Source organism: Streptomyces javensis (assembly GCF_039525925.1).
GTDB classification, from domain to species: domain Bacteria; phylum Actinomycetota; class Actinomycetes; order Streptomycetales; family Streptomycetaceae; genus Streptomyces; species Streptomyces asiaticus.
This window is the reverse complement of the sequence record NZ_BAAAIF010000040.1, coordinates 17872-38392: the sequence shown is the minus strand read 5'-3', so window position 1 is coordinate 38392 and position 20521 is coordinate 17872. Positions and strand designations below refer to the sequence as shown.

General features: G+C 69.4%; 20 protein-coding genes and 2 pseudogenes. 10 read left to right on the top strand and 12 right to left on the bottom strand.

Translation table 11 applies throughout. The features are described 5' to 3' along the window. The first annotated feature begins 37 nt into the window (after nt 1-37). Both ABD329_RS29655 and ABD329_RS29650 read left to right on the top strand, forming a co-directional pair. Nucleotides 38-850: a response regulator transcription factor gene (locus ABD329_RS29655; RefSeq protein WP_198281399.1), complete on the top strand. Its 813-nt coding sequence runs from the start codon at nt 38-40 to the stop codon at nt 848-850. 23 nt (nt 851-873) lie between these two features. After that, nucleotides 874-1896 carry a LacI family DNA-binding transcriptional regulator gene (locus ABD329_RS29650; protein WP_198281398.1) on the top strand — a complete coding sequence of 341 codons (1023 nt, stop codon included), beginning with the start codon at nt 874-876 and terminating at the stop codon, nt 1894-1896. A gap of 19 nt (nt 1897-1915) precedes the next feature. Here the strand turns inward: ABD329_RS29650 and ABD329_RS29645 are convergent, their stop codons facing one another. Next, the gene (locus ABD329_RS29645) at nt 1916-2629 is read right to left on the bottom strand and encodes an SDR family NAD(P)-dependent oxidoreductase (protein ID WP_198281397.1); all 714 of its coding nucleotides are present in this window, start codon (nt 2627-2629) and stop codon (nt 1916-1918) included. Between the two features lie 117 nt (nt 2630-2746). Between ABD329_RS29645 and ABD329_RS29640 the strand changes: the two genes are divergently transcribed. From ABD329_RS29640 to ABD329_RS29625, 4 genes are all read left to right on the top strand, one after another. Continuing rightward, nucleotides 2747-3355, top strand: coding sequence for a TetR/AcrR family transcriptional regulator (locus tag ABD329_RS29640; RefSeq protein ID WP_198281396.1), 609 nt, complete (start codon nt 2747-2749; stop codon nt 3353-3355). Between the two features lie 130 nt (nt 3356-3485). After that, complete coding sequence (locus ABD329_RS29635) at nt 3486-4601, top strand: S1C family serine protease (RefSeq protein WP_344317159.1); 1116 nt, start codon at nt 3486-3488, stop codon at nt 4599-4601. A gap of 87 nt (nt 4602-4688) precedes the next feature. Beyond that, the gene (locus ABD329_RS29630) at nt 4689-5429 is read left to right on the top strand and encodes a response regulator transcription factor (protein ID WP_198277309.1); all 741 of its coding nucleotides are present in this window, start codon (nt 4689-4691) and stop codon (nt 5427-5429) included. Continuing rightward, nucleotides 5426-6847 (top strand): sensor histidine kinase, encoded by a 1422-nt coding sequence (locus tag ABD329_RS29625; protein ID WP_198277308.1) that lies wholly within the window; start codon nt 5426-5428, stop codon nt 6845-6847. The genes ABD329_RS29630 and ABD329_RS29625 overlap by 4 nt, the downstream gene beginning before the upstream one ends. A 42-nt stretch (nt 6848-6889) precedes the next feature. Here the strand turns inward: ABD329_RS29625 and ABD329_RS29620 are convergent, their stop codons facing one another. From ABD329_RS29620 to ABD329_RS29610, 3 genes and pseudogenes are all read right to left on the bottom strand, one after another. After that, nucleotides 6890-8863: an ABC transporter ATP-binding protein gene (locus ABD329_RS29620; protein WP_198277311.1), complete on the bottom strand. Its 1974-nt coding sequence runs from the start codon at nt 8861-8863 to the stop codon at nt 6890-6892. Between the two features lie 110 nt (nt 8864-8973). After that, nucleotides 8974-9102 (bottom strand): hypothetical protein, encoded by a 129-nt coding sequence (locus tag ABD329_RS29615; RefSeq protein WP_014053944.1) that lies wholly within the window; start codon nt 9100-9102, stop codon nt 8974-8976. A 128-nt stretch (nt 9103-9230) separates the two neighbouring features. Continuing rightward, nucleotides 9231-9542: pseudogene (locus tag ABD329_RS29610) on the bottom strand (ABC transporter permease); the annotation flags it as partial. A 14-nt stretch (nt 9543-9556) separates the two neighbouring features. On the opposite strand from ABD329_RS29610, the pseudogene ABD329_RS29605 reads away from it, so the two are divergent. Then, nucleotides 9557-9682, top strand: a pseudogene (locus tag ABD329_RS29605) (ATP-binding protein); the annotation flags it as partial. Nucleotides 9683-9721: 39 nt separating this feature from the next. Here the strand turns inward: ABD329_RS29605 and ABD329_RS29600 are convergent. The 4 genes from ABD329_RS29600 to ABD329_RS29585 form a co-directional block, all read right to left on the bottom strand. Further along, the gene (locus ABD329_RS29600) at nt 9722-11017 is read right to left on the bottom strand and encodes an LmeA family phospholipid-binding protein (protein WP_198277307.1); all 1296 of its coding nucleotides are present in this window, start codon (nt 11015-11017) and stop codon (nt 9722-9724) included. A gap of 101 nt (nt 11018-11118) precedes the next feature. Further along, complete coding sequence (locus tag ABD329_RS29595; protein WP_020869496.1) at nt 11119-11379, bottom strand: RNA recognition motif domain-containing protein; 261 nt, start codon at nt 11377-11379, stop codon at nt 11119-11121. 111 nt (nt 11380-11490) lie between these two features. Then, complete coding sequence (locus tag ABD329_RS29590) at nt 11491-12624, bottom strand: NADH:flavin oxidoreductase (protein WP_198277306.1); 1134 nt, start codon at nt 12622-12624, stop codon at nt 11491-11493. A gap of 122 nt (nt 12625-12746) precedes the next feature. Then, nucleotides 12747-13769 carry an AraC family transcriptional regulator gene (locus tag ABD329_RS29585; protein ID WP_198277305.1) on the bottom strand — a complete coding sequence of 341 codons (1023 nt, stop codon included), beginning with the start codon at nt 13767-13769 and terminating at the stop codon, nt 12747-12749. A 67-nt stretch (nt 13770-13836) separates the two neighbouring features. Here ABD329_RS29585 and ABD329_RS29580 point away from each other — a divergent pair, with 67 nt between their 5' ends. Both ABD329_RS29580 and ABD329_RS29575 read left to right on the top strand, forming a co-directional pair. After that, a complete protein-coding gene (locus tag ABD329_RS29580; protein WP_198277304.1) occupies nt 13837-15078 on the top strand; it encodes an MFS transporter in 1242 nt (413 codons plus the stop codon). 45 nt (nt 15079-15123) lie between these two features. After that, on the top strand, nt 15124-16011 hold the full coding sequence (locus ABD329_RS29575; RefSeq protein ID WP_198277303.1) for an alpha/beta fold hydrolase: 888 nt from the start codon (nt 15124-15126) through the stop codon (nt 16009-16011). 227 nt (nt 16012-16238) lie between these two features. Here the strand turns inward: ABD329_RS29575 and ABD329_RS29570 are convergent, their stop codons facing one another. Next, nucleotides 16239-17582 carry an ISL3 family transposase gene (locus tag ABD329_RS29570; RefSeq protein ID WP_344317157.1) on the bottom strand — a complete coding sequence of 448 codons (1344 nt, stop codon included), beginning with the start codon at nt 17580-17582 and terminating at the stop codon, nt 16239-16241. Between the two features lie 61 nt (nt 17583-17643). After that, complete coding sequence (locus ABD329_RS29565; RefSeq protein WP_198277301.1) at nt 17644-18597, bottom strand: NmrA/HSCARG family protein; 954 nt, start codon at nt 18595-18597, stop codon at nt 17644-17646. A gap of 289 nt (nt 18598-18886) precedes the next feature. Between ABD329_RS29565 and ABD329_RS29560 the strand changes: the two genes are divergently transcribed. Next, on the top strand, nt 18887-19135 hold the full coding sequence (locus ABD329_RS29560; RefSeq protein WP_078559792.1) for an ArsR/SmtB family transcription factor: 249 nt from the start codon (nt 18887-18889) through the stop codon (nt 19133-19135). 250 nt (nt 19136-19385) lie between these two features. Here the strand turns inward: ABD329_RS29560 and ABD329_RS29555 are convergent, their stop codons facing one another. Both ABD329_RS29555 and ABD329_RS29550 read right to left on the bottom strand, forming a co-directional pair. Next, nucleotides 19386-19580, bottom strand: a complete 195-nt coding sequence (locus tag ABD329_RS29555; protein ID WP_198277299.1) for a DUF397 domain-containing protein — start codon at nt 19578-19580, stop codon at nt 19386-19388. A 12-nt stretch (nt 19581-19592) separates the two neighbouring features. After that, entirely contained in the window at nt 19593-20477 is an 885-nt protein-coding gene (locus tag ABD329_RS29550; protein ID WP_198277298.1) for a helix-turn-helix domain-containing protein, read from the bottom strand. Nucleotides 20478-20521: the final 44 nt, after the last annotated feature.

The following is a 20521-nucleotide window of genomic DNA, read 5'->3' as shown; positions in this document are numbered from 1 at the left end:
ACAACCTCGAGAAGACGGCCGGGGCAGGTGATGGACGATGAGTTCCCTCCTGCTGCTGACCAACGCACTCCAGCCCTCGACGGAGGTGCTCCCCGCCCTCGGCCTGCTGCTGCACAGCGTGCGGGTGGCCCCCGCCGAGGGCCCGGCCCTGGTGGACACCCCGGGTGCCGACGTCATCCTGATCGACGGCCGCCGCGATCTGCCGCAGGTGCGCAGCCTGTGCCAGCTGCTGCGGTCCACCGGCCCCGGCTGTCCGCTGATCCTGGTGGTGACCGAGGGCGGGCTCGCCGCCGTCACCGCGGACTGGGGCGTCGACGACGTCATGCTGGACACCGCGGGCCCGGCGGAGGTCGAGGCCCGGCTGCGGCTGGCCATGGGCCGCCAGCAGATCACCACCGACGACAGCCCGATGGAGATCCGCAACGGCGATCTGTCGGTCGACGAGGCCACCTACAGCGCCAAGCTCAAGGGGCGTGTGCTCGATCTCACATTCAAGGAGTTCGAGCTGCTGAAGTACCTCGCCCAGCACCCCGGCCGGGTCTTCACCCGGGCGCAGCTGCTCCAGGAGGTCTGGGGCTACGACTACTTCGGCGGCACCCGCACCGTGGACGTCCACGTCCGGCGGCTGCGCGCCAAGCTGGGTCCGGAGCACGAGTCCCTGATCGGCACGGTGCGAAACGTGGGCTACCGCTTCGTCGCGCCGGAGAAGGTCGAGCGCGCCGCCGAGGAAGCCCGGGCCAAGGCCGCGGCGCGGGACGCCGGAGCGGGCGGCGCGGCACGGGGCGGGCTCCCCGACGGCGCGGTCGGCTCTACGGCGAGGACCGCTCCCGCACGACCGGCCAACAGCTAGCTGGACCCGCGTAGACTTCGCGCGTGGCCAAGGTGACGCGGGATGATGTGGCAAGGCTTGCGGGAACGTCGACCGCGGTCGTCAGTTACGTCATCAATAACGGACCCCGGCCGGTCGCCCCGGCCACGCGCGAGCGGGTGCTCGCCGCGATCAAGGAGCTCGGCTACCGGCCGGACCGGGTCGCGCAGGCGATGGCGAGCCGCCGGACCGATCTCATAGGGCTGATCGTTCCGGACGCCCGGCAGCCGTTCTTCGCGGAGATGGCGCACGCCGTCGAGCAGGCGGCCGCCGAGCGCGGAAAGATGGTGCTGGTCGGCAACTCGGACTACCTGGACGAGCGCGAGGTGCACTATCTGCGCGCCTTCCTGGGGATGCGGGTGTCCGGGCTGATCCTCATCAGCCAGGGCCCGAGCGAGAACGCGGCGGCGGAGATCGAGGCGTGGGACGCCCGGGTGGTGCTGCTGCACGAGCGGCCCGAGGCGATCGACGACGTGGCGGTGGTGCTGGACGACGTCGGCGGCGCGCAGCTCGCGGTGCGGCATCTGCTGGAGCACGGCCATGACTATGTGGCCTGCCTCGGCGGCACCGAGATAACCCCGACCGTCGGCGACCCGGTCACCGACCATGTGGAGGGCTGGCGCCGCGCGATGCACGAGGCCGGGCGGTCGACCGAGGGGCGGCTCTTCCAGGCTCCTTACAACCGCTACGACGCCTATAAGGTCGCCCTCGATCTGCTCGCCGGCCCCGACCGGCCACCGGCCATCTTCTGCGCCACCGACGACCAGGCGTTCGGGGTGCTGCGGGCGGCGCGTGAGCTGCGGATCGATGTCCCCGGCGAGCTGGCGGTGGCCGGTTTCGACGATGTGAAGGAAGCCCACCTCACCGACCCCCCGCTGACCACGGTCGGCTCCGACCGTCCCGCGATGGCGCGCGCCGCGGTCGATCTCGTCCTGGACGACGGAGTCCGCCTCTCCGGCTCGCGCCGCGAACGCGTGAAGCAGTTCCCGTCGGCCCTGGTGGTCCGCCACTCCTGCGGCTGCGCATAGCGCCTCGCGCTTGCGCTCGTCAGGGGCGGGAGTGGACGCCGATGCCTCCGGAGACGGTGAGGTTGTCGCCGGTGATGTAGCCGGCGGCGTCCGAGGCGAGGAAGGCGACGGCTTCGGCGATGTCGGCGGGAGCGCCGACGCGGCCGAGCGGGATGTCCCCGGCCCAGGAGTCGATCATTTCCTGGGAGACGCCCAGCTTGCTGTAGGCAGGGGTGTTGATCATTCCTGGGCTGACGGCGTTGACGCGGATGCGGCGGGGAGCGAGTTCGAGCGCGAGGGACCGCATGAGGGGCAGCAGGGCGCCCTTGGCGGCCGTCATGGCGGCTCCGATCCCTTCACCGGCGCCCACGGTGAACACGACCGAGGCGCCCTCGTTGAGGAGCGGTAGCGCCTTTTGCAGGGTGAAGAACGTGCCCTTGACGTTGATGTCGAACAGCGCGTCGAAGGCGTCCTCGTCGGTTGACTCGATCGGGCCGGGACGGGAGATGCCCGCGTTGAGGAAGAGCAGGTCGAGGGAGCCGAATCGGGTGCGTGCCCGGTCCATCGCGTGGTCGAGGTCCGGCAGGGACCGCGCGTCGGCCCGGACGACCATGACGTCCTCGGGAAGTCCGGCGTCGGCGGCGTTGCCGACGCCGGTGACCATCACGCGGTAGCCGCGGGAGTGGAGCAGTTCGGCGGTCGCCTTACCGATGCCACTGGTGCCACCGGTGATCAGAGCTGCGGGTGCGGACATGATGCGTTCCTTCGCGTGTTCCTGGGGGACCTTTTGGTGGCAGCGTACGTCAGCTTGGCAGAGACTGCCAGAAGTAGTGTGAACGCCAGCCTGGCAGTGCTGAGCTAATCTGGTGGCATGAAGCAGGAAGCCAAGGCGGCGGCGGGCGCACCGGCCACGCTCTGGGACCGGACGCGGCAGCTGGCCTCCCAGGAGATCCTCGAGACGGCCCTGCGCCTGTTCACCGAGCAGGGCTACGACGAGACGACCATCGCCCAGATCGCCCGGGAGGCCGGTGTCTCCCAGCGCACCCTCTTCCGCTACTTCGGCACCAAGGAGGACCTTCTCGGCGGCGACCAGGGCCGGTTCGGGCGAGTCCTGACGGAGACGATCGGCGAACAGCCCGCCGAGGCCGGTGTCTGGGAGGCGCTGCGCGCGGGGGTCGCCGCGGTACTGGCCCTGCACGACAGCCGCGAACAGGCCCTGGAGCGGTTCCGCCTCCTGCACAACACGGCCTCGCTGCGTGCCGGTTGGCTCGAAAAGCGGCTGCGGTTCCAGGAGGAGCTGCTGCCGCTCGTCGAGGCGCGCATGGGCGTCGCCGTCGGCGGTGCGGATCCGAGGGCCCGCGCGGTGCTCGCGACGGCGTTCGCATGCCTGGACGCCGCATCGATGGCATGGGTCGACAACGACGGTAAGGGCGACATCCTGGACCTCTACGACGAGTGTCTGGCCGCCGTGCGCGCCTGACTCCCGGCGACACCTGACCCTCGGCGACCCTGACCCCCGGCGACACTCTTATGTCGGGCATACCGACTTCTGGTGGGGTTCTCAGCGGGTCCTCAGGTGACTCTCATACTCCGGACGCACAGTCATAGACATGACGGACAGCACACGCCGCAGCGGCGCAGACGAGCCCTATCCCTACGCGTACGGTGGCGGTGCCGGGTACCCCGATCCGCCCGCGTATCAGCCTCAGCAGCCGGTCACCACGCCGTCCGGGGTCACCGTATGGCCGGGTGACGGCAGTGGCGGTGGCGGGAACGGCGCGGGGGAGGACGGCGGCGCGTTCACGAGTGAGGAGGCGCACGGGGGCGGGGGACGGCGCAGGGCGCGGGTCTCGCGGCCGGTCGCGCTGATCGCGGCCGTGGCGGCGGTCTCGGCGCTCGTGGGCGGCGGGGCGGCCGCGCTGGTCACCAACGCCACCCAGAAGTCCGACACCACGGTCTCCACCCCCGTGGTCAACGCCAACTCCACCAGCCACAGCGGGGTTTCGGCCGTCGCGGCGGCCGTCAGCCCCAGCATCGTGGAGGTCAGCGCCAGCGGCAGCAGCGGCCAGTCCACCGGCTCCGGCGTGGTCATCACCAGCGGCGGCGAGATCATCACCAACAACCACGTGGTCTCCGGCGCCGACGCGATCAAGGTGACCTTCAGCGACGGCAGCAAGAAGACCGCGACGGTCGTCGGCACCGACAGCAAGAAGGACCTCGCCCTGATCAAGGTGGAGGGCGCGAGCGGGCTGAAGGCCGCGTCCCTCGGCGACTCCGGCAAGGTCACGGTGGGCGACCAGGTGGTGGCCATCGGCTCGCCGGAGGGCCTCACCGGCACCGTCACCAGCGGCATCGTCTCCGCGCTCGACCGTGACGTCACCGTCTCCACGGACCAGGGCCAGGGCCAGGACGGCCAGGGGCCGGGCGGCGGCGGGCAGTGGCCGTTCGAGTTCGGCGGCGGCCGGTACAACGGCGACGTCGGCTCCTCGACCACCACCTACAAGGCCATCCAGACCGACGCCTCGCTCAACCCCGGAAACTCCGGCGGCGCGCTGATCAACATGAGCGGCCAGGTCATCGGCATCAACTCCGCGATGTACTCCGCCGCCTCGGGTCAGAACTCCAGCAGCGCGGGCAGCGTCGGCCTCGGCTTCTCGATCCCGATCAACACCGTCAAGTCCGATCTCGCCTCCCTCCGCGCGGGCGGAAGTGACAGCAACACCTGATGGACGTGCGAGGCTGGCAGCAGCGCCGCACAGCCCGCCGCGGCCACCTCCCCGCCCCACCGTCACCCGCTTTGAGGAAACCGACCCATGAGCCCCGCCGACCATGGCGATCAGCCGGCCCGCATCCTGATCGTCGACGACGAGCCGGCCGTCCGGGAAGCCCTTCAGCGCAGCCTCGTCTTCGAGGGGTACGCGACCGAGACCGCCGTGGACGGACTGGACGCGCTGGGCAAGGTCGGCTCCTACGACCCCGAGCTGATCGTGCTCGATGTGCTGATGCCCCGGATGGACGGGCTGACCGCCGCGCGGCGGCTGCGCGCCACCGGGGTGACGCTGCCGATCCTCATGCTCACCGCGCGGGACACGGTCGGCGACCGGGTCACCGGACTCGACGCGGGCGCCGACGACTACCTCGTCAAACCCTTCGAACTGGACGAACTGCTGGCCCGCATCCGCGCCCTGCTCCGCCGCAGCTCCTACGCCGCCCAGCAGGGCGCGGCGCCGCCCGAGGGGGACGTGCTGGCCTTCGGCGACCTGCGGATGGACCTGACCACCCGCGAGGTCGTCCGGGGCGCGCGCCGCGTGGAGCTGACCCGGACCGAGTTCACCCTGCTGGAGATGTTCCTGGCCCATCCCCGCCAGGTGCTCACCCGTGAGCAGATCCTGAAGGCGGTGTGGGGCTTCGAGTTCGAGCCGTCGTCCAACTCGCTGGACGTGTACGTGATGTATCTGCGCCGCAAGACCGAGGCGGGCGGCGAGCCGCGGCTCGTGCACACCGTGCGCGGGGTGGGGTACGTCCTGCGGCCCGCGGAGGGCGAGCCCTCGTGAGGTTCCGCAGACTGCCGCTGCGCTCGCGGCTGGCCCTGCTGACCGCCGTGGCGGTCGCGGTCGCGGTGGCGGTGTCCGCGTTCGCGTCCTGGCTGATCGTCCGGGAGCAGCTCAGCGCCCAACTCGACTCGTCCCTGCGCAACGTCACGGTGGACGAGCGCAATGTGCTGAGCATCCTGGAGGCGTGCCAGAGCCCCGACGGCGCCGACGACCGCACCCCGCACGCCCTCGGCTCGTACTCCGTGCAGATCGTGCTGGCCGACGGGAGCCGCTGCACCCAGCCCGGGGCGACCAAGCTGCCGGTGACCACCGCCGATGTGGCCGTGGCCGTCGGGGAGCGGCCGAGCGCGCTGCACGACGCGACGGGCGCGGGCGGCGAGGACATGCGGGTCTTCACCTACCGGCCGGCCTCCGGGCCCGGCAGCCCGCTGCCGCGCGGGATCGCCGTCTCCATGGCGCGCCCGCTGAGCGAGGTCGCGCATCCGCTGAACACGCTCGCGCTGGTCCTCGCCCTGGTCGCCGGGGTCGGCGTGGTGGGCGCGGGAGCGGCGGGCCTGTGGATCGCCAGGACCGGGCTCAAGCCGGTGGACCGGCTGACCGAGGCGGTCGAGCATGTGGCCCGCACCGAGGACCTGGCCGTGCGCATCCCGACGGAGGGCGATGACGAGATCGCCCGGCTGTCCCGGTCGTTCAACTCCATGACGGCGGCCCTCGCCTCCTCCCGCGACCGTCAGCAGCAGCTGATCGCGGACGCGGGGCATGAGCTGCGCACCCCGCTGACCTCGCTGCGGACCAATATCGAGCTGCTCGCGCGCAGCGAGGAGACCGGCCGCGCGCTGCCGCCCGCCGACCGTAAGGCGCTCATGGGGAGCGTCAAGGCGCAGATGACCGAGCTGGCGGCGCTGATCGGGGATCTCCAGGAGCTGTCCCGCCCCGACGCCGCGCCCGGCAGCGGGCCCCCGCAGGTGGTCGCCCTGCACGAGGTGGCACGGACGGCCCTGGAGCGGGCCCGGCTGCGCGGCGCGCATCTCACGATCAACGCCTCGATCGAACCCTGGTACGTCCGCGGCGAGGTGACCGCCCTGGAGCGGGCGCTGGTCAATCTGCTGGACAACGCCGTGAAGTTCAGCCCTTCGGGTGGTGTGGTCGACGTCGTCCTCAGAAGCGGAGAGGTACGGGTGCGCGACCATGGCCCCGGCATCCCCGCCGAGGAACTGCCGCATGTCTTCGAGCGCTTCTGGCGCTCCCCGTCCGCCCGCAGCATGCCCGGCTCGGGCCTCGGGCTGTCGATCGTGGCCCGTACGGTCCAGCAGTCGGGCGGCCAGGTGGGGCTGGAACCGGCCCCGGGCGGCGGCACGGTCGCCTGGCTCAGGCTCCCGGGCGCGCCTACGGCTCCGCCGGGGATCGCGCTGGGCTGAGCGTGGCCCGGCTCGGGTTCCCGGGGCGGCGGCCCACCCCCGTCAGAGCGGCCCGAGCCGGAGCGTCGGCTGCGGGCCCGTCCCGGTCAGGGAGCCGGTCGGCGACCCGTCCCCGGAGCCGTGCAGCCGCGCGTACGTCCCGCCCAGCGCCAGCAGTTCGTGGTGTGTGCCCGTCTCCACGACCCGCCCGTGGTCCAGCACCAGGATGCGGTCCGCGTCCGGCGCCAGATTCAGATCGTGGGTGATCATGATCGTGGTGCGGCCGGACATCAGCCGCCGCAGTGGCCGTACGACCCGCCGCGCGGCCAGCGCGTCCAGACCCGTCGTGGGCTCGTCCAGGACGAGGACCGGCGCGTCGCGCAGCATCGCGCGGGCGATGGCGACGCGCTGGAGCTGACCGCCGGACAGCCGCGCCGTATGCGGGTCGATCCGGGTGTCGTAGCCCTCGGGCAGCGCCGCGATGAAGTCGTGCGCGGCGGCGTCCCGCGCCGCCCGGACGATCTCGTGCTCGGTGGCCCCGGGGCGGCCGCAGGCGATGTTCTCGCGGATGGTGTCGTGCAGGATGAGCGTCTCCTGCGGCAGCAGCGTCACATGCGTCCGCAGAAAGCCCAGCGGCATCGCGTACAGCGGTACGCCGTCGAGCCGTACGAACCCCTCCGCCGGGTCGTAGAAGCGGGTCAGCAGCTTGGAGACGGTGGACTTGCCCGCTCCGCTCGCCCCGGTGACCAGCACGAACTCACCCGGCCGGGCGGTGAACGAGACCCCGGCCAGGGTGCGCCGGTCGCCCCCGGGGTAGCGGAAGCCGACACCGTCGAACTCCACCGTGCCGTGCACCCGCCACGGCGCCATCGCGGCCCCCGGCGGCGGATCGCTCACGGCGGGCTCGGCGTCGAGGATCTCCGCCAGCCGCTCGGCGCCCGCGGTGGCGGCCGTAAGGGTGAGACCGAGCTGTCCGAGGTTGCGGATCGGCGGATAGAGGTAGCCGAGGAAGGCGGCGAAGGCCAGCAGCTGGCCGATGGTCATCCGGTCCTGGGAGATCTCCCAGGCGCCGAGCCCGATCACGGCGAGCACGCACAGCGTCTCGATGACCTCGACCAGCTGCTCGTACAGCTCGCTCATCCGGGCACCGGCCACCGACGCCCGCATCCACGCGCCGGCCTCCCGGCCCAGCCGCCGCTCCTCGGCGTCCTTACGGTGGTACGCCTGCGTCAGCACGACGTTGCCGAGCGACTCCTCGACGACGGAGGTGATCGCGCCGTCGGCGACCCGCTCATCCCGCGCGACCGAGCTGATCCGTCCGGAGAAGCGCCGCGCCGCCAGCCAGAACAGCGGCGCCAGGAGGAAGGTGACCAGCGCCAGGTCCCAGCGCAGCCGGAAGGCGGCCACGGAGAAGAAGACCGTGCTGAAGACGGCGGAGACGGTGCTCACCACCCCGGAGACCACCATCTGCTCGATGGACTCCACGTCCCCGGTGAGCCGTTCGACCAGATCGCCCTGGCGGTGCCGCTGGAAGAAGTGCGGCGGCAGATCCTGCACATGCGCGAAGACCCGGGCCCGCAGCCGCAGTACGAACCGTTCCGCGGTCCATACGGCGAGCGAGTTGCCCATATAGCCGACGCCCGCGCCGAGCACCGCGACCGCGAGCCACTGCGCGGCGGGAACCCAGAAGGCGCTGAGTGAGCCCTGCCGCAGGGCGTTGTCGGTCAGATCGGAGAAGAGGAGGATCGCGGCGGTCTCGGCGAGCGCCGCGGCGATCACACAGGCGCAGATGAGCACCAGCCAGCGCCGGTCGCCCCTGGTGAGCGGCCAGAACCGGCGGAACGCCTGCCGCGCGGCCAGCCGCGGAGCGGTCCCCTCGCCGCCGGGCTCGCCGTCCCCCGCGGCCACGGGCGGGTACTCGTCGGGGAGTTGCGGGGCCGCCTTCGGCTGATGACGACCGTAAGGGCGCGGCCGCCCAGCGCGCCGATGCCGTCCCAGGCCGCCGGCCGGGTCGGACCCGAGCGCGCGCAGCTGCATGGTGGGCTGGTCTTCGTACGAGGTCACGGTCGGTCTCTCCCGCTCGGCTCCGGACATGGCCGAGGCGGGCCCGCGGCGCGCTGCCGCGGACCCGCCTGGTGGTGTGTGGGTCAGCCGCCGATGGGGCGGCGGTGGGGCTTCTTCGGGCCCTTCTTCGGGTCCGGCTTCGGGGCGTGGTGCTTCTTCTTCGGCTCGGCCTTACGGGCGGGCTTGACCGGGACGATCTTGTGGAAGCTCATGGTGGCGCCTTTCGGAATTCGGTGTTTCTTTTCCTTTGCCGGAGCCGTTCGGCTGCGACACGGAAGACATTAGGAGCGCTGTCCATGAGCGAGATCGGACTGAGCTGTGCGTTTACTTAAGGCGCTCTCTACGGCCCGGAGAGCGCCGCCCGGGGCGCTAGCCGGGCCGCGCGTACGGCGGGCCACAGGCCGGCGAGCGCGCCGATCGCCATGGTGGCGCCGACGCCGACGGCCAGTGCCCAGGGCGGGACGACCACCTGCCAGTTCTGTGAGAGCGCGTATCCCGCCGACGCTCCCGCGCCGAGGGCGGCGCCGCCGATGCCGCCGAGGGCGGAGAGCATGACCGACTCGGTGAGGAACTGGGTGCGGATCTGGCCGCGGGTGGCGCCGAGCGCACGGCGCAGGCCGATCTCGCCACGACGTTCGAGGACGGCGATGACGCAGTCCCACGCCGCCCAGCCACGGCCTGGGCCTGTCCATCGTCCGCTCCATCGCCACCGCCCACGGCGGCACGGTCACCGCCGCCCCGGGCCCCGCGGGCGGCCTCAGCGTCGAGGTTCGGCTGCCGGCGACGCGGTGACGCGGTGACGCACGGCACGATCGACCGGTGGACCGAGGTTCAGCGAGTCTTCCCGAATTTCAGCCCCGCACCGGTCAGATCCGCCCGAATACCCTCCGGGGAGACACCGATGTTCGCCAGCCGGATGCCCTTGGCCTTTTCGGGCAGCTGGAAGGAGAGCTCCAGCTTGTTCGTCAGCTCCGGCACCTTCATCCGCGCCAGCGCGGCCGCCACCGTCGGATCGATGCCGAGCTTCCTGGCCAGCTGGGGATGGTCGTTGGCCGCCTGGACGAGGTTGACCGCGAGCAGCGCGGGGACGAACCGCGGCGAGCCCGTGATCTCGTCCAGCTTCCGCTCGTCGTTCAGTGCCTGCCCCGCCTCCGCCGGCGGCACCCCGAGCTTCTCCGCCACCGACGGGATCGACAGCAGCGCCTTCGCCTTCTCGGAGTCCTCGCTGATCTGCTTGGCCGCCTTCTTGTGCAGATACAGCCCGGGGCGTGGCTCGGGGCCGGGCCGGTAGGTGGCGATCCCGGGGATGTCCAGCCGCATATCGGTGACGCTGGTGGAGATCCCACGGTCTCCCTGGCGCCGGATATGTGCCTGGGCGTGCAGCGACACCTGCCGGTCCGCGACCGGCAGCTTCCCGTCCGCGCGCACCGAACTGGGCCCCAGCGCCCGGAACCGCACCTGGGAGGCGCCCAGTTCACGGCTGAGGTCCTCGAAGGACAGCAGCACATCGCCCTTCATCCGGCCCACCGTCGCGCCCCTGAAGGAGCTGGGCAGGTCCCCCACGATCCGGATGTCCTGGACCTGGGCGCGCACCTCGGCGATCGAGACCCGGTCGGCCGCCACGTCCGGTACGGCGATGTCGACCTGCTGGAGGTCCTTGCCCAGCACCTGGGTGAGGAACGGGAAGCCGTGGATGGTCACGTTCGGTGCCGTGGCCAGATTCAGCTTCTTCTGGAGCTCCTGCTCGGCCTTGCGCTCGGCGTACATCACCGCGCAGCGGTCGGCCAGCACCAGCAGCAGCGCCAGCACGGCCAGCCCGATCAGCGCCTTCGCGGTGCGCGGCACCGCCCGGAAGCGGCCGCGCCGACGCCGGGACGAGCGGCGGTGGTTGGGCGGTGACCACTGCTCGCGGTCGTCCCCTGAGCCCGAGGCGGCCGGCTTGTCTCTGCGCCCGCCGAGGTCGGCGTCGTCATCGTCCGACCTCAGGCCGAGACCCAGGGGATCGTCCGGATCGTACGGGTCGGCCAGCTCGGCGAGTTCCTCGTACGGGTTCCGGTAGTGAACTCCAGGTGAACCGCTGTGAGGATGTGAGGACTGGGGTGAAGGTATGCGTGTGGGGGATCGCATCGGTCAATACCACCACGGCACACTGCTCCACCCGCAAGTCCTAGCGGCGATACGTGGCGAACGGCACGTTCCGTTTTTGCCTTCCGTACATGTGCCGTTCCTCAGCGCGTGCCGCGTGAGACCGCCCTCGCCTCGGTGACCGTCACCGCCCTGCCATCCATCTCACAGCCGTCGAGCTGGGCCATCGCCTTCTCCGCGGCCACCTCGTCCATCTCCACGAACCCGAACCCCCGCGAGCGGCCGCTCTCCCGGTCGGTGATCACGGTCGCGTCCAGCACCTCGCCGAACTGCCCGAACAGGGTCGCCAGGTCCCGTGTCGTCGTCTGATAGCTCAAGTTGCCCACATGCAGTCGTTTGGACATGACCGGCTCTCCTTGTTCTCCGTGGTTCCCAGGGGAGCGAACCGGCTCAATCCTCTCAGCGAGGTATGAAACCGGCCATTCGCATGGGCTGAACCGGTCATTCCATACGGCTCAGTGCAGCGTGCCGAGCTGCTCCACGGAGTACGGCACGAGCGCGTCCGCGCGCCCGGTCAGCACCTTCTCGGCCCACTCGGGGTCGGCGAGCAGGGCCCGCCCGACGGCCACGAGATCGAACTCGTCCCGCTCCAGCCGGTCCAGCAGGTTCTCGATGTCCGCCACCTGGACGGGCCCGCTGCCGGTCCCCGGCACGAACGTCGGCAGGAAGTCCTGGTTCAATCCGACCGAGCCGACCGTGATCGTCGACTTCCCGGTGAGCTTCTTCGTCCAGCCCGCGAGGTTCAGGTCCGAGCCCTCGAACTCCGGCGTCCAGTAGCGCCGGGTGGACGAGTGGAAGACATCCACCCCCGCCTCGGCCAGCGGCGTGAGCAGCGCCTCCAGCTCCTGCGGGGTCTCGGCCATCCGCGCGTCGTAGTGGTCCTGCTTCCACTGGGAGGTACGGAAGATGATCGGGAACTCGGCGGAGACGGCCTTACGGCAGGCGGCCACCAACTCGGCCGCGAAGCGGACCCGGGACGCCGGGTCGCCGCCGTACGTGTCCGTACGCCGGTTGGTGGCGCCCCACAGGAACTGGTCGATCAAGTACCCATGAGCCCCGTGGAGCTCGACCCCGTCAAAGCCGATCCGCTCGGCCGCGGCGGCCGCGTCGGCGAACGCGGCGATCACCGCGTCCACGTCGCCCCGCGTCATCGCCCGCCCGACCGGCTGCCCGTTCAGCCCGACGCCGGACGGGCTCAGCACGGGCGCCTCGGGGTACGGGGGCGCCCCCTCCTCCCGCGATACCCCCACATGCCAGATCTGCGGCGCGATCCGCCCACCGGCGCTGTGCACCTGCTTCACGACCTCGGCCCACCCGTTCAGGGCGTCCTCCCCGTGGAACCGCGGCACGCTGTCGCTCAGCCCCGCCGAGGGGTGGTCGACATAGGTCCCCTCGGTAATGATCAGCCCCACCCCGGCCGCGGCGCGACGCGCGTAGTACGCCACGACATCGGCATTGGGCACCCCGCCCGGCGAGAACATGCGGGTCATCGGCGCCATAGCGATCCGATTCCGCACGGTGAGTCCACCCACGCTGAACGGACGGGACAGCACCTGGGCCGCGCGCTCGGCACTACTGCTTATGGACACGTCGATACTCCTTGACCGGACCTCATCACCGTGCGGAATCGCGCGGCCCTGCCAAGCTAGAACCTGACGTCAACGTCAGAGGCAAGTACCGGAGGCCGCCTCCGTCCAGCCCCCGCCGGCTGTCAGTCGCCCTCCTCGGCAGCCTTCGGACGCGCGGTGTCTCTGCTGGCCCCGGGCGGCCGGCCGGTGACGCGTTTGAAGGCACGGCTGAAAGCGGCCTGAGAGGTGTAGCCGAGGCGTTGCGCCACGGACTGGATCGGCAACGTGTCCTGGGCCAGCCACTGGCCGGCGAGGAGCATCCGCAGCTCCGTGGCGTAACGGAGGGGCGGCATGCCGATCGTGGTCTGGAATCGGTCTGCGAAGACGGATCGGGAGACATTGCATTCCGCTGCCAGTTCCGCCACGGTCCAGTGATGGCCTGGCCGCCTGTGCAGGGCCAGGATGGCGCACGCCAGGCGGGGGTCGCGCAACGCGGCCACGAGACCGGCGGAATTGTCGCATCCGCATTCGATCCAGCCCCGCACGATCATGGCCGCCGCCACTTCGGCCAGACGGGCGAGAATTCCGGCGAAGCCCACGCGTTCGGCGCAGACTTCGCGCCGCATGGACGTGAGGATCGGCATGAGCCCGGGGTAACGCTTCCCCTCGGCATCGACCAGCATGACATCGGGCATAAGCCGGCTGAGGCCCTGCATTCCGCCGAGGTCGAACTCCATGGAGCCGTTGAAGAAGATCGCGCTGGGGGTCGGGTCGGCGCTCGGGCAGGCATCCACGTCGCACACCGAGTCGCTGAGAGTGACGGCATCGAAGCTGTCTATGCTCCGGACCGGCATGTCCGGACCGGAGAGCAGCTGATGGGACTCGCCGTGGGGCATGAATACGGCGTTGCCGGCCGAGAGCTCGTGGACAGTTCCGTCCTCGGTGCGCAGGACGGCGGAGCCGACGGCGAGGAAGTGGAAAGAGGCGCGTCCGGGCCTGGCGTCGAAATTGAGGCCGAACCGCGGGCCGACATGGACGCGACGATACCGAACACCGCGCAGCCGCATGCTGGTCAGCAGTTCGCTGATGAGGTCGGACGACAGGGCGAACTGTGCTGCGGCACCCCCGCCCGGAGTCCCGGTCAAAGATTGCGGACTTTCTGTCATAGCTCATCCTGAATTTCGCGTGCAGGCTTGACTTGAACGTCTCATGCGATTCAGGGGAAGTAAACAGTTGAGCAGTGATGTGTGCGCCACGGTGCCCGATGCCCGCCCCGGCGAAGCGGGCGATGCGAAACCCGTACCGCCCGAACCGGTCTCATCGTCGTGGGCGGCGGTGTTCTCGTTGGCGGTCGGTGTTTTCGGATTGCTGACGGCGGAATATCTGCCGGCCAGTTTGTTGACTCCGATGGCCGCCGACCTAGGAGTATCGGAAGCTCTGGTGGGGCAGTCGGTGACCGTCACGGCGGTGGCGGCGATGTGCTCCGGCTTGTTGACGGCGAGCCTGACCCGGAGGATCGACCGAAGGATCGTGTTGCTCGGCTTCACCGTCCTGTTGATTGTCTCCAATCTGCTGGTGGCCGTCGCCGCCAACATCATGGTGCTGTTGCTGATGCGGATCCTGCTGGGAGTCGCACTCGGTGGCTTCTGGAGCATGGCGGCGGCGGTGGCGATGCGTCTGGTGCCCGCGGCTCTGGTTCCGCGTGCGATATCGATCATCTTCAGCGGCATCGCGGTGGCGACCATCGTGGCGGTGCCGCTCGGCAGCTACCTGGGCGAACTGTCCGGTTGGCGCAGCACCTTCCTGGCGGCGGCCGCACTCGGGGTGGTGACGTTGGTGTTCCAATTGTTCGCGCTGCCCCGCATGGCGCCCCATGGCACGGCACGGCTGGGCACGTTGTGGGAGGTGCTGCGACGTCCGGGCTTCGGGGTGGGCATTGCCGGGATGCTGCTGGTTCACATTGGGCACTACGCGCTGTTCACCTATATCCGGCCCGCTCTGGAAAACGTGGTGAAAGTCGATGTCGATGAGTTGGCGCTGCTGTTGTTCGTCTTCGGAGTCGCGAACTTCGTGGGCACGCTGGTGGCCGGATGGCTTCTGGAGATCAGCCTGCGCCTGACATTGACGCTGACGCCGGTGCTGATGGGCGTTGCGGCACTGGGCTTGGCCCTGCTTCCCGCTGGGCGAGCCGGGTATGTGGCGCTGGTGGTCCTCTGGGGCCTCGCTTTTGGCGGCGTGTCGGTGGCATGGTCGAACTGGGCCACTCGCATGGTGCCCGACCAGGCGGAAAGTGCGGGCGGGCTGGTGGTGGTAGGCGTGCAGTCCGCTATCGCCGGCGGGGCTGCCGCGGGCGGGGTGATGTTCGGTATCGGCGGCGTCACGACCGTATTCACTGTCTCTGGTGTCGTGTTGCTCGCCTCCGCGTTGCTGATCGTACTGCGGGTCAACGCACCCCGACACCGCGCCTTGAACTAATTCATCGATGCTGAAATTCCCCATCTACGATACGAGAGGTAATTGATGAGCAATATTGAGCGGACCGTCGAGATACCCCACCTGGGCGGGTCGACCGTCGGGTGCGCCTTCGCCAGGCCGTACGACCCCGCCCTGCCGACGCTGGTCCTGATCAACTCGTACACCACCTCGGCCGAGCTGTACCGGCCGCAGTTCGCCGACCCGGCGCTCGGGTCCGCGGCCAACCTGCTCGCCCTGGAGCCCTACGGGCACGGCCGCACGAGGGCCTCGTACCAGCACTTCACCTACTGGGACAGCGCGGTCGCGAACCTACAGGCCCTGGAGGCCCTCGGGATCCACGAGGCCTTCGTGCTGGGGACCTCGCAAGGCGGCTGGGTGGCGGTCCGCATGGCGCTGCTCGCCCCTGACGTCGTGAAGGGCGTCATCGCGCTCGGCACGTCGATGGACTTCGAGAGCCCACGCAGCCGCGACCTGGGGTGCTGGGACGGGATCGGGTTCAACACCCCCATCGTCGACGCCTTCGCCGACCCGGTCGGCGACGACTGGGTCGTGCCGGACCAGTTCGTGGACGACGTGTTCGACGCGGCCCTGGGCGGCATCTCCGGCGAGGAACGCGAGTTCTGGCTCGCCGTCTACCGTGCGAACTACGCCGGTGACGCCGGGCGCCACCGCCTGCGCCTCAGCACGGTGAACCTGCGCGACCGCGACGGGCTCCACGGCAGGCTCGACGAGGTCCGCTGCCCCGTCCTGTGGCTGCACGGCACCGCGGACCAGGTGTACTCCGTGGCGAACGCCGAAGAGGAGATCCGGATGTTCACCCGCGCCCCCGAGGCGCGTCTGGAAACCATCGAGGGCGGGCAGCACTTCCTGAGCGCCTCCAACCCCGCGGAGGTCGACTCCGCGGCGATCGAGTTCGTGAAGCGCTGGGGCTGAGCGGGGCTGTTCCCGAGCCGGCGAGTGGCTGAGTCCAGGGCGCGGTCACGGCTGGGGCCGATGTCCTCGGTTCGACGGGGAAGTCCCCGCCGTGGCGGCACCCCCTCGAAATCGCTTGATGTATTAGTTGCGCCAGGTCAAGTGTTTTCGAGGGGGGTACCCGGGAGGGCCGCAGCCCCCACCGGCCCGCGCGCGAGACGATGCCCGTGCTTGATATTCGGCTCTTCCTACTTCAGGTGGGGGCTGGTGAGTCCGCCTCCGATGAGCAGCATGCGTAGTCGGTAGTGATCGCGGTTGCGGAAGCCTCGTGCGATGCGGCGTTGGAGTTCGATGAGTCCGTTGATGGCCTCTGTGCCGCCGTTGTTGGCGCGGCCGGTGTCGAAGTAGGCGAGGAAGGCTTCGCGCCATTGCTGCAGCGTCTTGCCGAGTCGCTTGATCTCCTTGATCGGGCACGTCGGGAAGGTAGCGAGGACCTTCTCGGCGATCTTGCGTCCCTCGGCGGGACTGTCGGCCTGGTTGGCGACTCGCAGTTGCTGGGCGCAGAGCCAGGCGACGAGAACCTCGTCGTGGCGTTCGTCAGCGGCGATCGCGAGGTCGAGTCGCGCTCGTTGTCGGTCGGTGAGTTTCTCGACCCCGCAGCGCAAGATGGTGCGGATGCCGTAGAGCAGGTCGCCCTTCCTGCCCCGGTGGCCATGGATCTGTTGCTGGACGCGACGACGGACCTCGTCGACGGCCGCGGAACCGAGCTTGACGACGTGGAACGCATCCAGGACCGCAGTCGCATCCTCGAGCTTGTCATCGATGGCGTTCTTGTAGCCGCGGAACGGGTCCAAGGTCGCTTCCTTGATCCCGTCACGGAAGCCCGGTCCGCGTTCTTCGAGCCAGTCGGCGTAGGCCTGCCCGGACCGGCCCGGGACGAGGTCGAGCAGCCGGGCTCGTGTCCTTCCCTTCGCGGCGGTGGTCAGGTTGACCATCCCGGTCAGCATCTTCGGCCCGCGACCCCCTTGGTCGATGGGTCGTTCGCTGACATGGTGCCAGACATGCTCATCGACCCCGAGCCGGGTGACCCCGTCGAACCGCGTGTCGTCATCGGCCATCGCCTTGAGCAGGGGACGGATCGAGGTCCACACCGTGTTCCATGTCGTGCCGAGCTGGCGGGCGATCCCGCGCACGGAGGCGTGCTCACGCCGCAATTGTCGGATCGCCCACCAGCACGCCCGCACGGTGAGCAGCGCCCGCGGCTCGGCCACCGTATGGTTCTGCTCGGTGAACGTGCCGACCGGGCAGGCCGGTTCGACACAGCGCCAGGTCCGCTTGCGCCACACGATCTTCACGGGCCGGTCGAAGCAAGGTGCGTCGATTAGGACCACCTCGCGTCGACCGTGGGAGTGAGCGATCGCGCCGCAGGTCCGGCAGCCCATCACCATCCGCACCGACTCGACCCGAACAGTCAATCGGTCGCCATCACCCCGGTCGATGTCAATCACGTGGAGATCGTCGAGACCGACGAGCAGGTCGCAGTTCACGCAGTAGGTGTTGGCGTGATGGCAGCGCGCAGCGGCACGCGCCACGGGCTCAGACAACGTCGAGGCCTTCCCGAATGGCGCGTGTCAGATCTCGTCGGCGATGGGTCTAGTGACCAAAGGTGACCGGCTGGCCATGCCAGTCGGTCTTGCGGAGGAACTGTTCCCAGCTCAGCGTGTTGGGATCGATGCGCCGGCTCCACGTCGTGTCGCGGTCGTCTCGGAAGTATCCGAGGTCGACCGCGTACTGGACCATGCCGAGGGTCTCGTCGACCAGCAGAGGGTTCTCTCCCAGCGCGGGGAAGTAGGTCAGCAGGTCTTCGCGAGAGTAGGCGCTGCGGTATTCGGCTTTGAGCCCGGTGACGCGGGAGAACTCCTCGACCATCTCGGCTGGGGAGATGACGTCCCCCACGACCGGCAGACAGGCGCCGCGGTAGGTGTCGGGGTTGGAGAACACCTCGAGGGCGGCCGGCCCGGTCGCGGTGAGTGGGTCCACGAACGGGGCACGGAAGTCTTCGGGGAGGTAGAAAGGCATGAGCACCGTGTCACCATCGATGCGCGGGGTGTAGTACTCCAGCGCGTTGGTGTAGAAGAACGAGAGCATGATGAAGGTGTGCGCGATCGGCAGAGTCCGGATGTACTCCGCGATGAGCGCCTTGTCGGTGAAGTGCGGGGCGTACTTGGTGCCCGAGGACCGCTCGTCGACGTTCTCGAGAGCACTGAAGACGACGTGTATCACTCCGGCCTCGACCGCTGCATCGGCAAGTTGGCGCCCGAGAGGGAACTCCTCGGTGGAGGGCGGCGCGATGGGCGGGGTCATCAGGAAGGCCCCCTCGGCCGATCTGAACGCGTCGACGAGCTCGCGCTGGTGACCCAGCGCGAGAGGAACCTCGGCGATCTCCGCTCCCAGTCCTGCCAGGCTCCGGGCCTGGGCAGAGCCGGCGTCTCGGGTCAGGGCTCGCACTCGGAACCTGCCGCTCTCAAGCAAGGAGGTGGCGACGCTCCTTCCCTGCTTGCTAGTGGCACCCGCGACGACGATCAACGGCTTGCTGCTCTCAGACATCGTGTACTTCCTCTTGTGTATCCCCGGTGTTCGCGGCGGACGGCAGTTGCGCGGCAGATACCGGAGGGGCGTGAACGAAACAAACATATCGTGATATCGCGATGTGTCAATGTGTGGCTGGGGGGCGAACTCGGTTCGTCACATCGAGATACGATGGTGTGTGAGAGGCGAGGAGGCGACCGTGGCGACGTCACAGGCAACGAACTCAGGAGGCGACGCGGAGAACGAGCCCCCTCTGGCTGCGGTCGAGGCCTTGAAGGCGCTGGCGAACCCTGCACGGCTGCAAATCATGGACTGGCTGCGGGACCCTCACTGCGAGTTCGCTCAGTGGGAGCCAATAGCCGACCGGGACGAGGTCGGAGTCTGCGTCAGCCATCTGCAGGCCAAGTCGGGGCTGGCGCAATCGACAGTCTCCTCGTACATGGCAACCCTCGAGCGGGCAGGCCTGGTACAGGCCACACGGGTCGGCAAGTGGATCCACTACAAACGCAACGAGGGCACGCTGTCGCGACTCGCGGAGATGCTCCGCGGCACATAGCGACGATCACGAAAGGGCGCCACGAGGCGACCAACGGCGCACGGCACACCAGACTCCTCGCGACATCGCGGGCGTGACTGAGGCAGGAACCAATCCCTGCCTCCGCGATCCTCGAAGCCTCGCTTTCCACACTAGCCGCGATCATTCCCCCAGGCATCGACCAGGGCGGCGTGTTCCACCAGATCGATCAAGCACTTGGCGACCGTTGCCCCCACCTGAAGTAGGAAGAGCCTGATATTCCGGCCCGCGCTCAGAGGGTGTGGTCGAGGCGGCCAGTCTTTATCGCGCGTATGAGGCCGCCGAGCGCGGCGGGCGTCGTACGGACCACCGCGTCGGGCTCGTCACTCTCGCGTATGCGGATGCCGTTGCCTGCAACGGCGAGTTCCACGCAGTTCGGCCCCGCGCCGTCGCTGAACGAGGACTTCTGCCAGGTGAGATCGGACATGACGCCCTTCGATTAGTAGGTGTACAGGATGTGCTGGATCAGGCCCCATGAGTCGCGCTTCTCGTGACGGTCCGGGGATCCGTCCGTCACCACCGCTGGCAGCGCGCTCTTGCTCAGACCTTCGAACGTTTTGCCGTAGTGGGCAATCGATTTGTCGTCGTCCAGGCGCAAAGACTCCACCGGGTGCTCAAGAACGACCGTCTCCAACCCGGGCACGTCCGGCCCGAGGATCAGGAATGGCGTCCCGAACCAGGCTCGCGCTCCACTCTCGAACGGCAGGATCTGGATGTCCGTGCCCGGACGCTCCGCTGCTCGAATGAGATGCGCGAGTTGCCCTCGCATGACGTGAGGGCCGCCTACCGAGATGCGCAGAGCGGCCTCGTGGATCACCGCGTGGAAGGTGACCGATGCGGACGCGAAGATCTCCTGGCGCGCCAGCCGGAAGCGCACCGCCACTTCGATGTCGTCCCCGGACGCATCGGGTAGCGAACTGCGGAAGAGGGCGCGCATGTACGACTCGGTCTGTAGCAGCCCGGGGATCAGCAGCGTCTCGTGGCTTTGCAGGTGGGCCGCCCGCGACTCCAACTCAGCTAGATCGAGCGTGAACTGCGGGAAGGACTTCCGGTACGCCGACCACCAACCCTTGCCACTGCTCTCGGCCATGCTGACAAGCTCGTCAATGTACGGTTCACTCTTGCCCCCGTAAGCGTCAACGAGATCACGCAGGCGATCCGCAGCGATGGCGGTCCGCCCAGCCTCGATGTGGCTTAGATGAGGCGCGCCCATGCCGATCCGCTTGCCGCCGTCGGCGATCGACAACTCTGCCTTGAGTCGTAACTTCTTGAGCTCTGCGCCAAGTCGGCGTTGCCGTTCGGTGATGAGCGTTCGCAGCGCCACGGCCGGTCCTCCAGGGGAATCGGTGTCAGTGTGCCCCGCGTGGA

Excerpts from the sequence above, each read along its gene's own strand:
- ABD329_RS29655 (WP_198281399.1), top strand. The coding sequence starts at position 38 with ATGAGTTCCCTCCTGCTGCTGACCAACGCACTCCAGCCCTCGACGGAG.
- ABD329_RS29645 (WP_198281397.1), bottom strand. The coding sequence starts at position 2,629 with ATGTCCGCACCCGCAGCTCTGATCACCGGTGGCACCAGTGGCATCGGT.
- ABD329_RS29640 (WP_198281396.1), top strand. The coding sequence starts at position 2,747 with ATGAAGCAGGAAGCCAAGGCGGCGGCGGGCGCACCGGCCACGCTCTGG.
- ABD329_RS29635 (WP_344317159.1), top strand. The coding sequence starts at position 3,486 with ATGACGGACAGCACACGCCGCAGCGGCGCAGACGAGCCCTATCCCTAC.
- ABD329_RS29630 (WP_198277309.1), top strand. The coding sequence starts at position 4,689 with ATGAGCCCCGCCGACCATGGCGATCAGCCGGCCCGCATCCTGATCGTC.
- ABD329_RS29620 (WP_198277311.1), bottom strand. The coding sequence starts at position 8,863 with ATGCAGCTGCGCGCGCTCGGGTCCGACCCGGCCGGCGGCCTGGGACGG.
- ABD329_RS29615 (WP_014053944.1), bottom strand. The coding sequence starts at position 9,102 with ATGAGCTTCCACAAGATCGTCCCGGTCAAGCCCGCCCGTAAGGCCGAG.
- ABD329_RS29600 (WP_198277307.1), bottom strand. The coding sequence starts at position 11,017 with ATGCGATCCCCCACACGCATACCTTCACCCCAGTCCTCACATCCTCAC.
- ABD329_RS29595 (WP_020869496.1), bottom strand. The coding sequence starts at position 11,379 with ATGTCCAAACGACTGCATGTGGGCAACTTGAGCTATCAGACGACGACA.
- ABD329_RS29585 (WP_198277305.1), bottom strand. The coding sequence starts at position 13,769 with ATGACAGAAAGTCCGCAATCTTTGACCGGGACTCCGGGCGGGGGTGCC.
- ABD329_RS29575 (WP_198277303.1), top strand. The coding sequence starts at position 15,124 with ATGAGCAATATTGAGCGGACCGTCGAGATACCCCACCTGGGCGGGTCG.
- ABD329_RS29565 (WP_198277301.1), bottom strand. The coding sequence starts at position 18,597 with ATGTCTGAGAGCAGCAAGCCGTTGATCGTCGTCGCGGGTGCCACTAGC.
- ABD329_RS29560 (WP_078559792.1), top strand. The coding sequence starts at position 18,887 with ATGGACTGGCTGCGGGACCCTCACTGCGAGTTCGCTCAGTGGGAGCCA.
- ABD329_RS29555 (WP_198277299.1), bottom strand. The coding sequence starts at position 19,580 with ATGTCCGATCTCACCTGGCAGAAGTCCTCGTTCAGCGACGGCGCGGGG.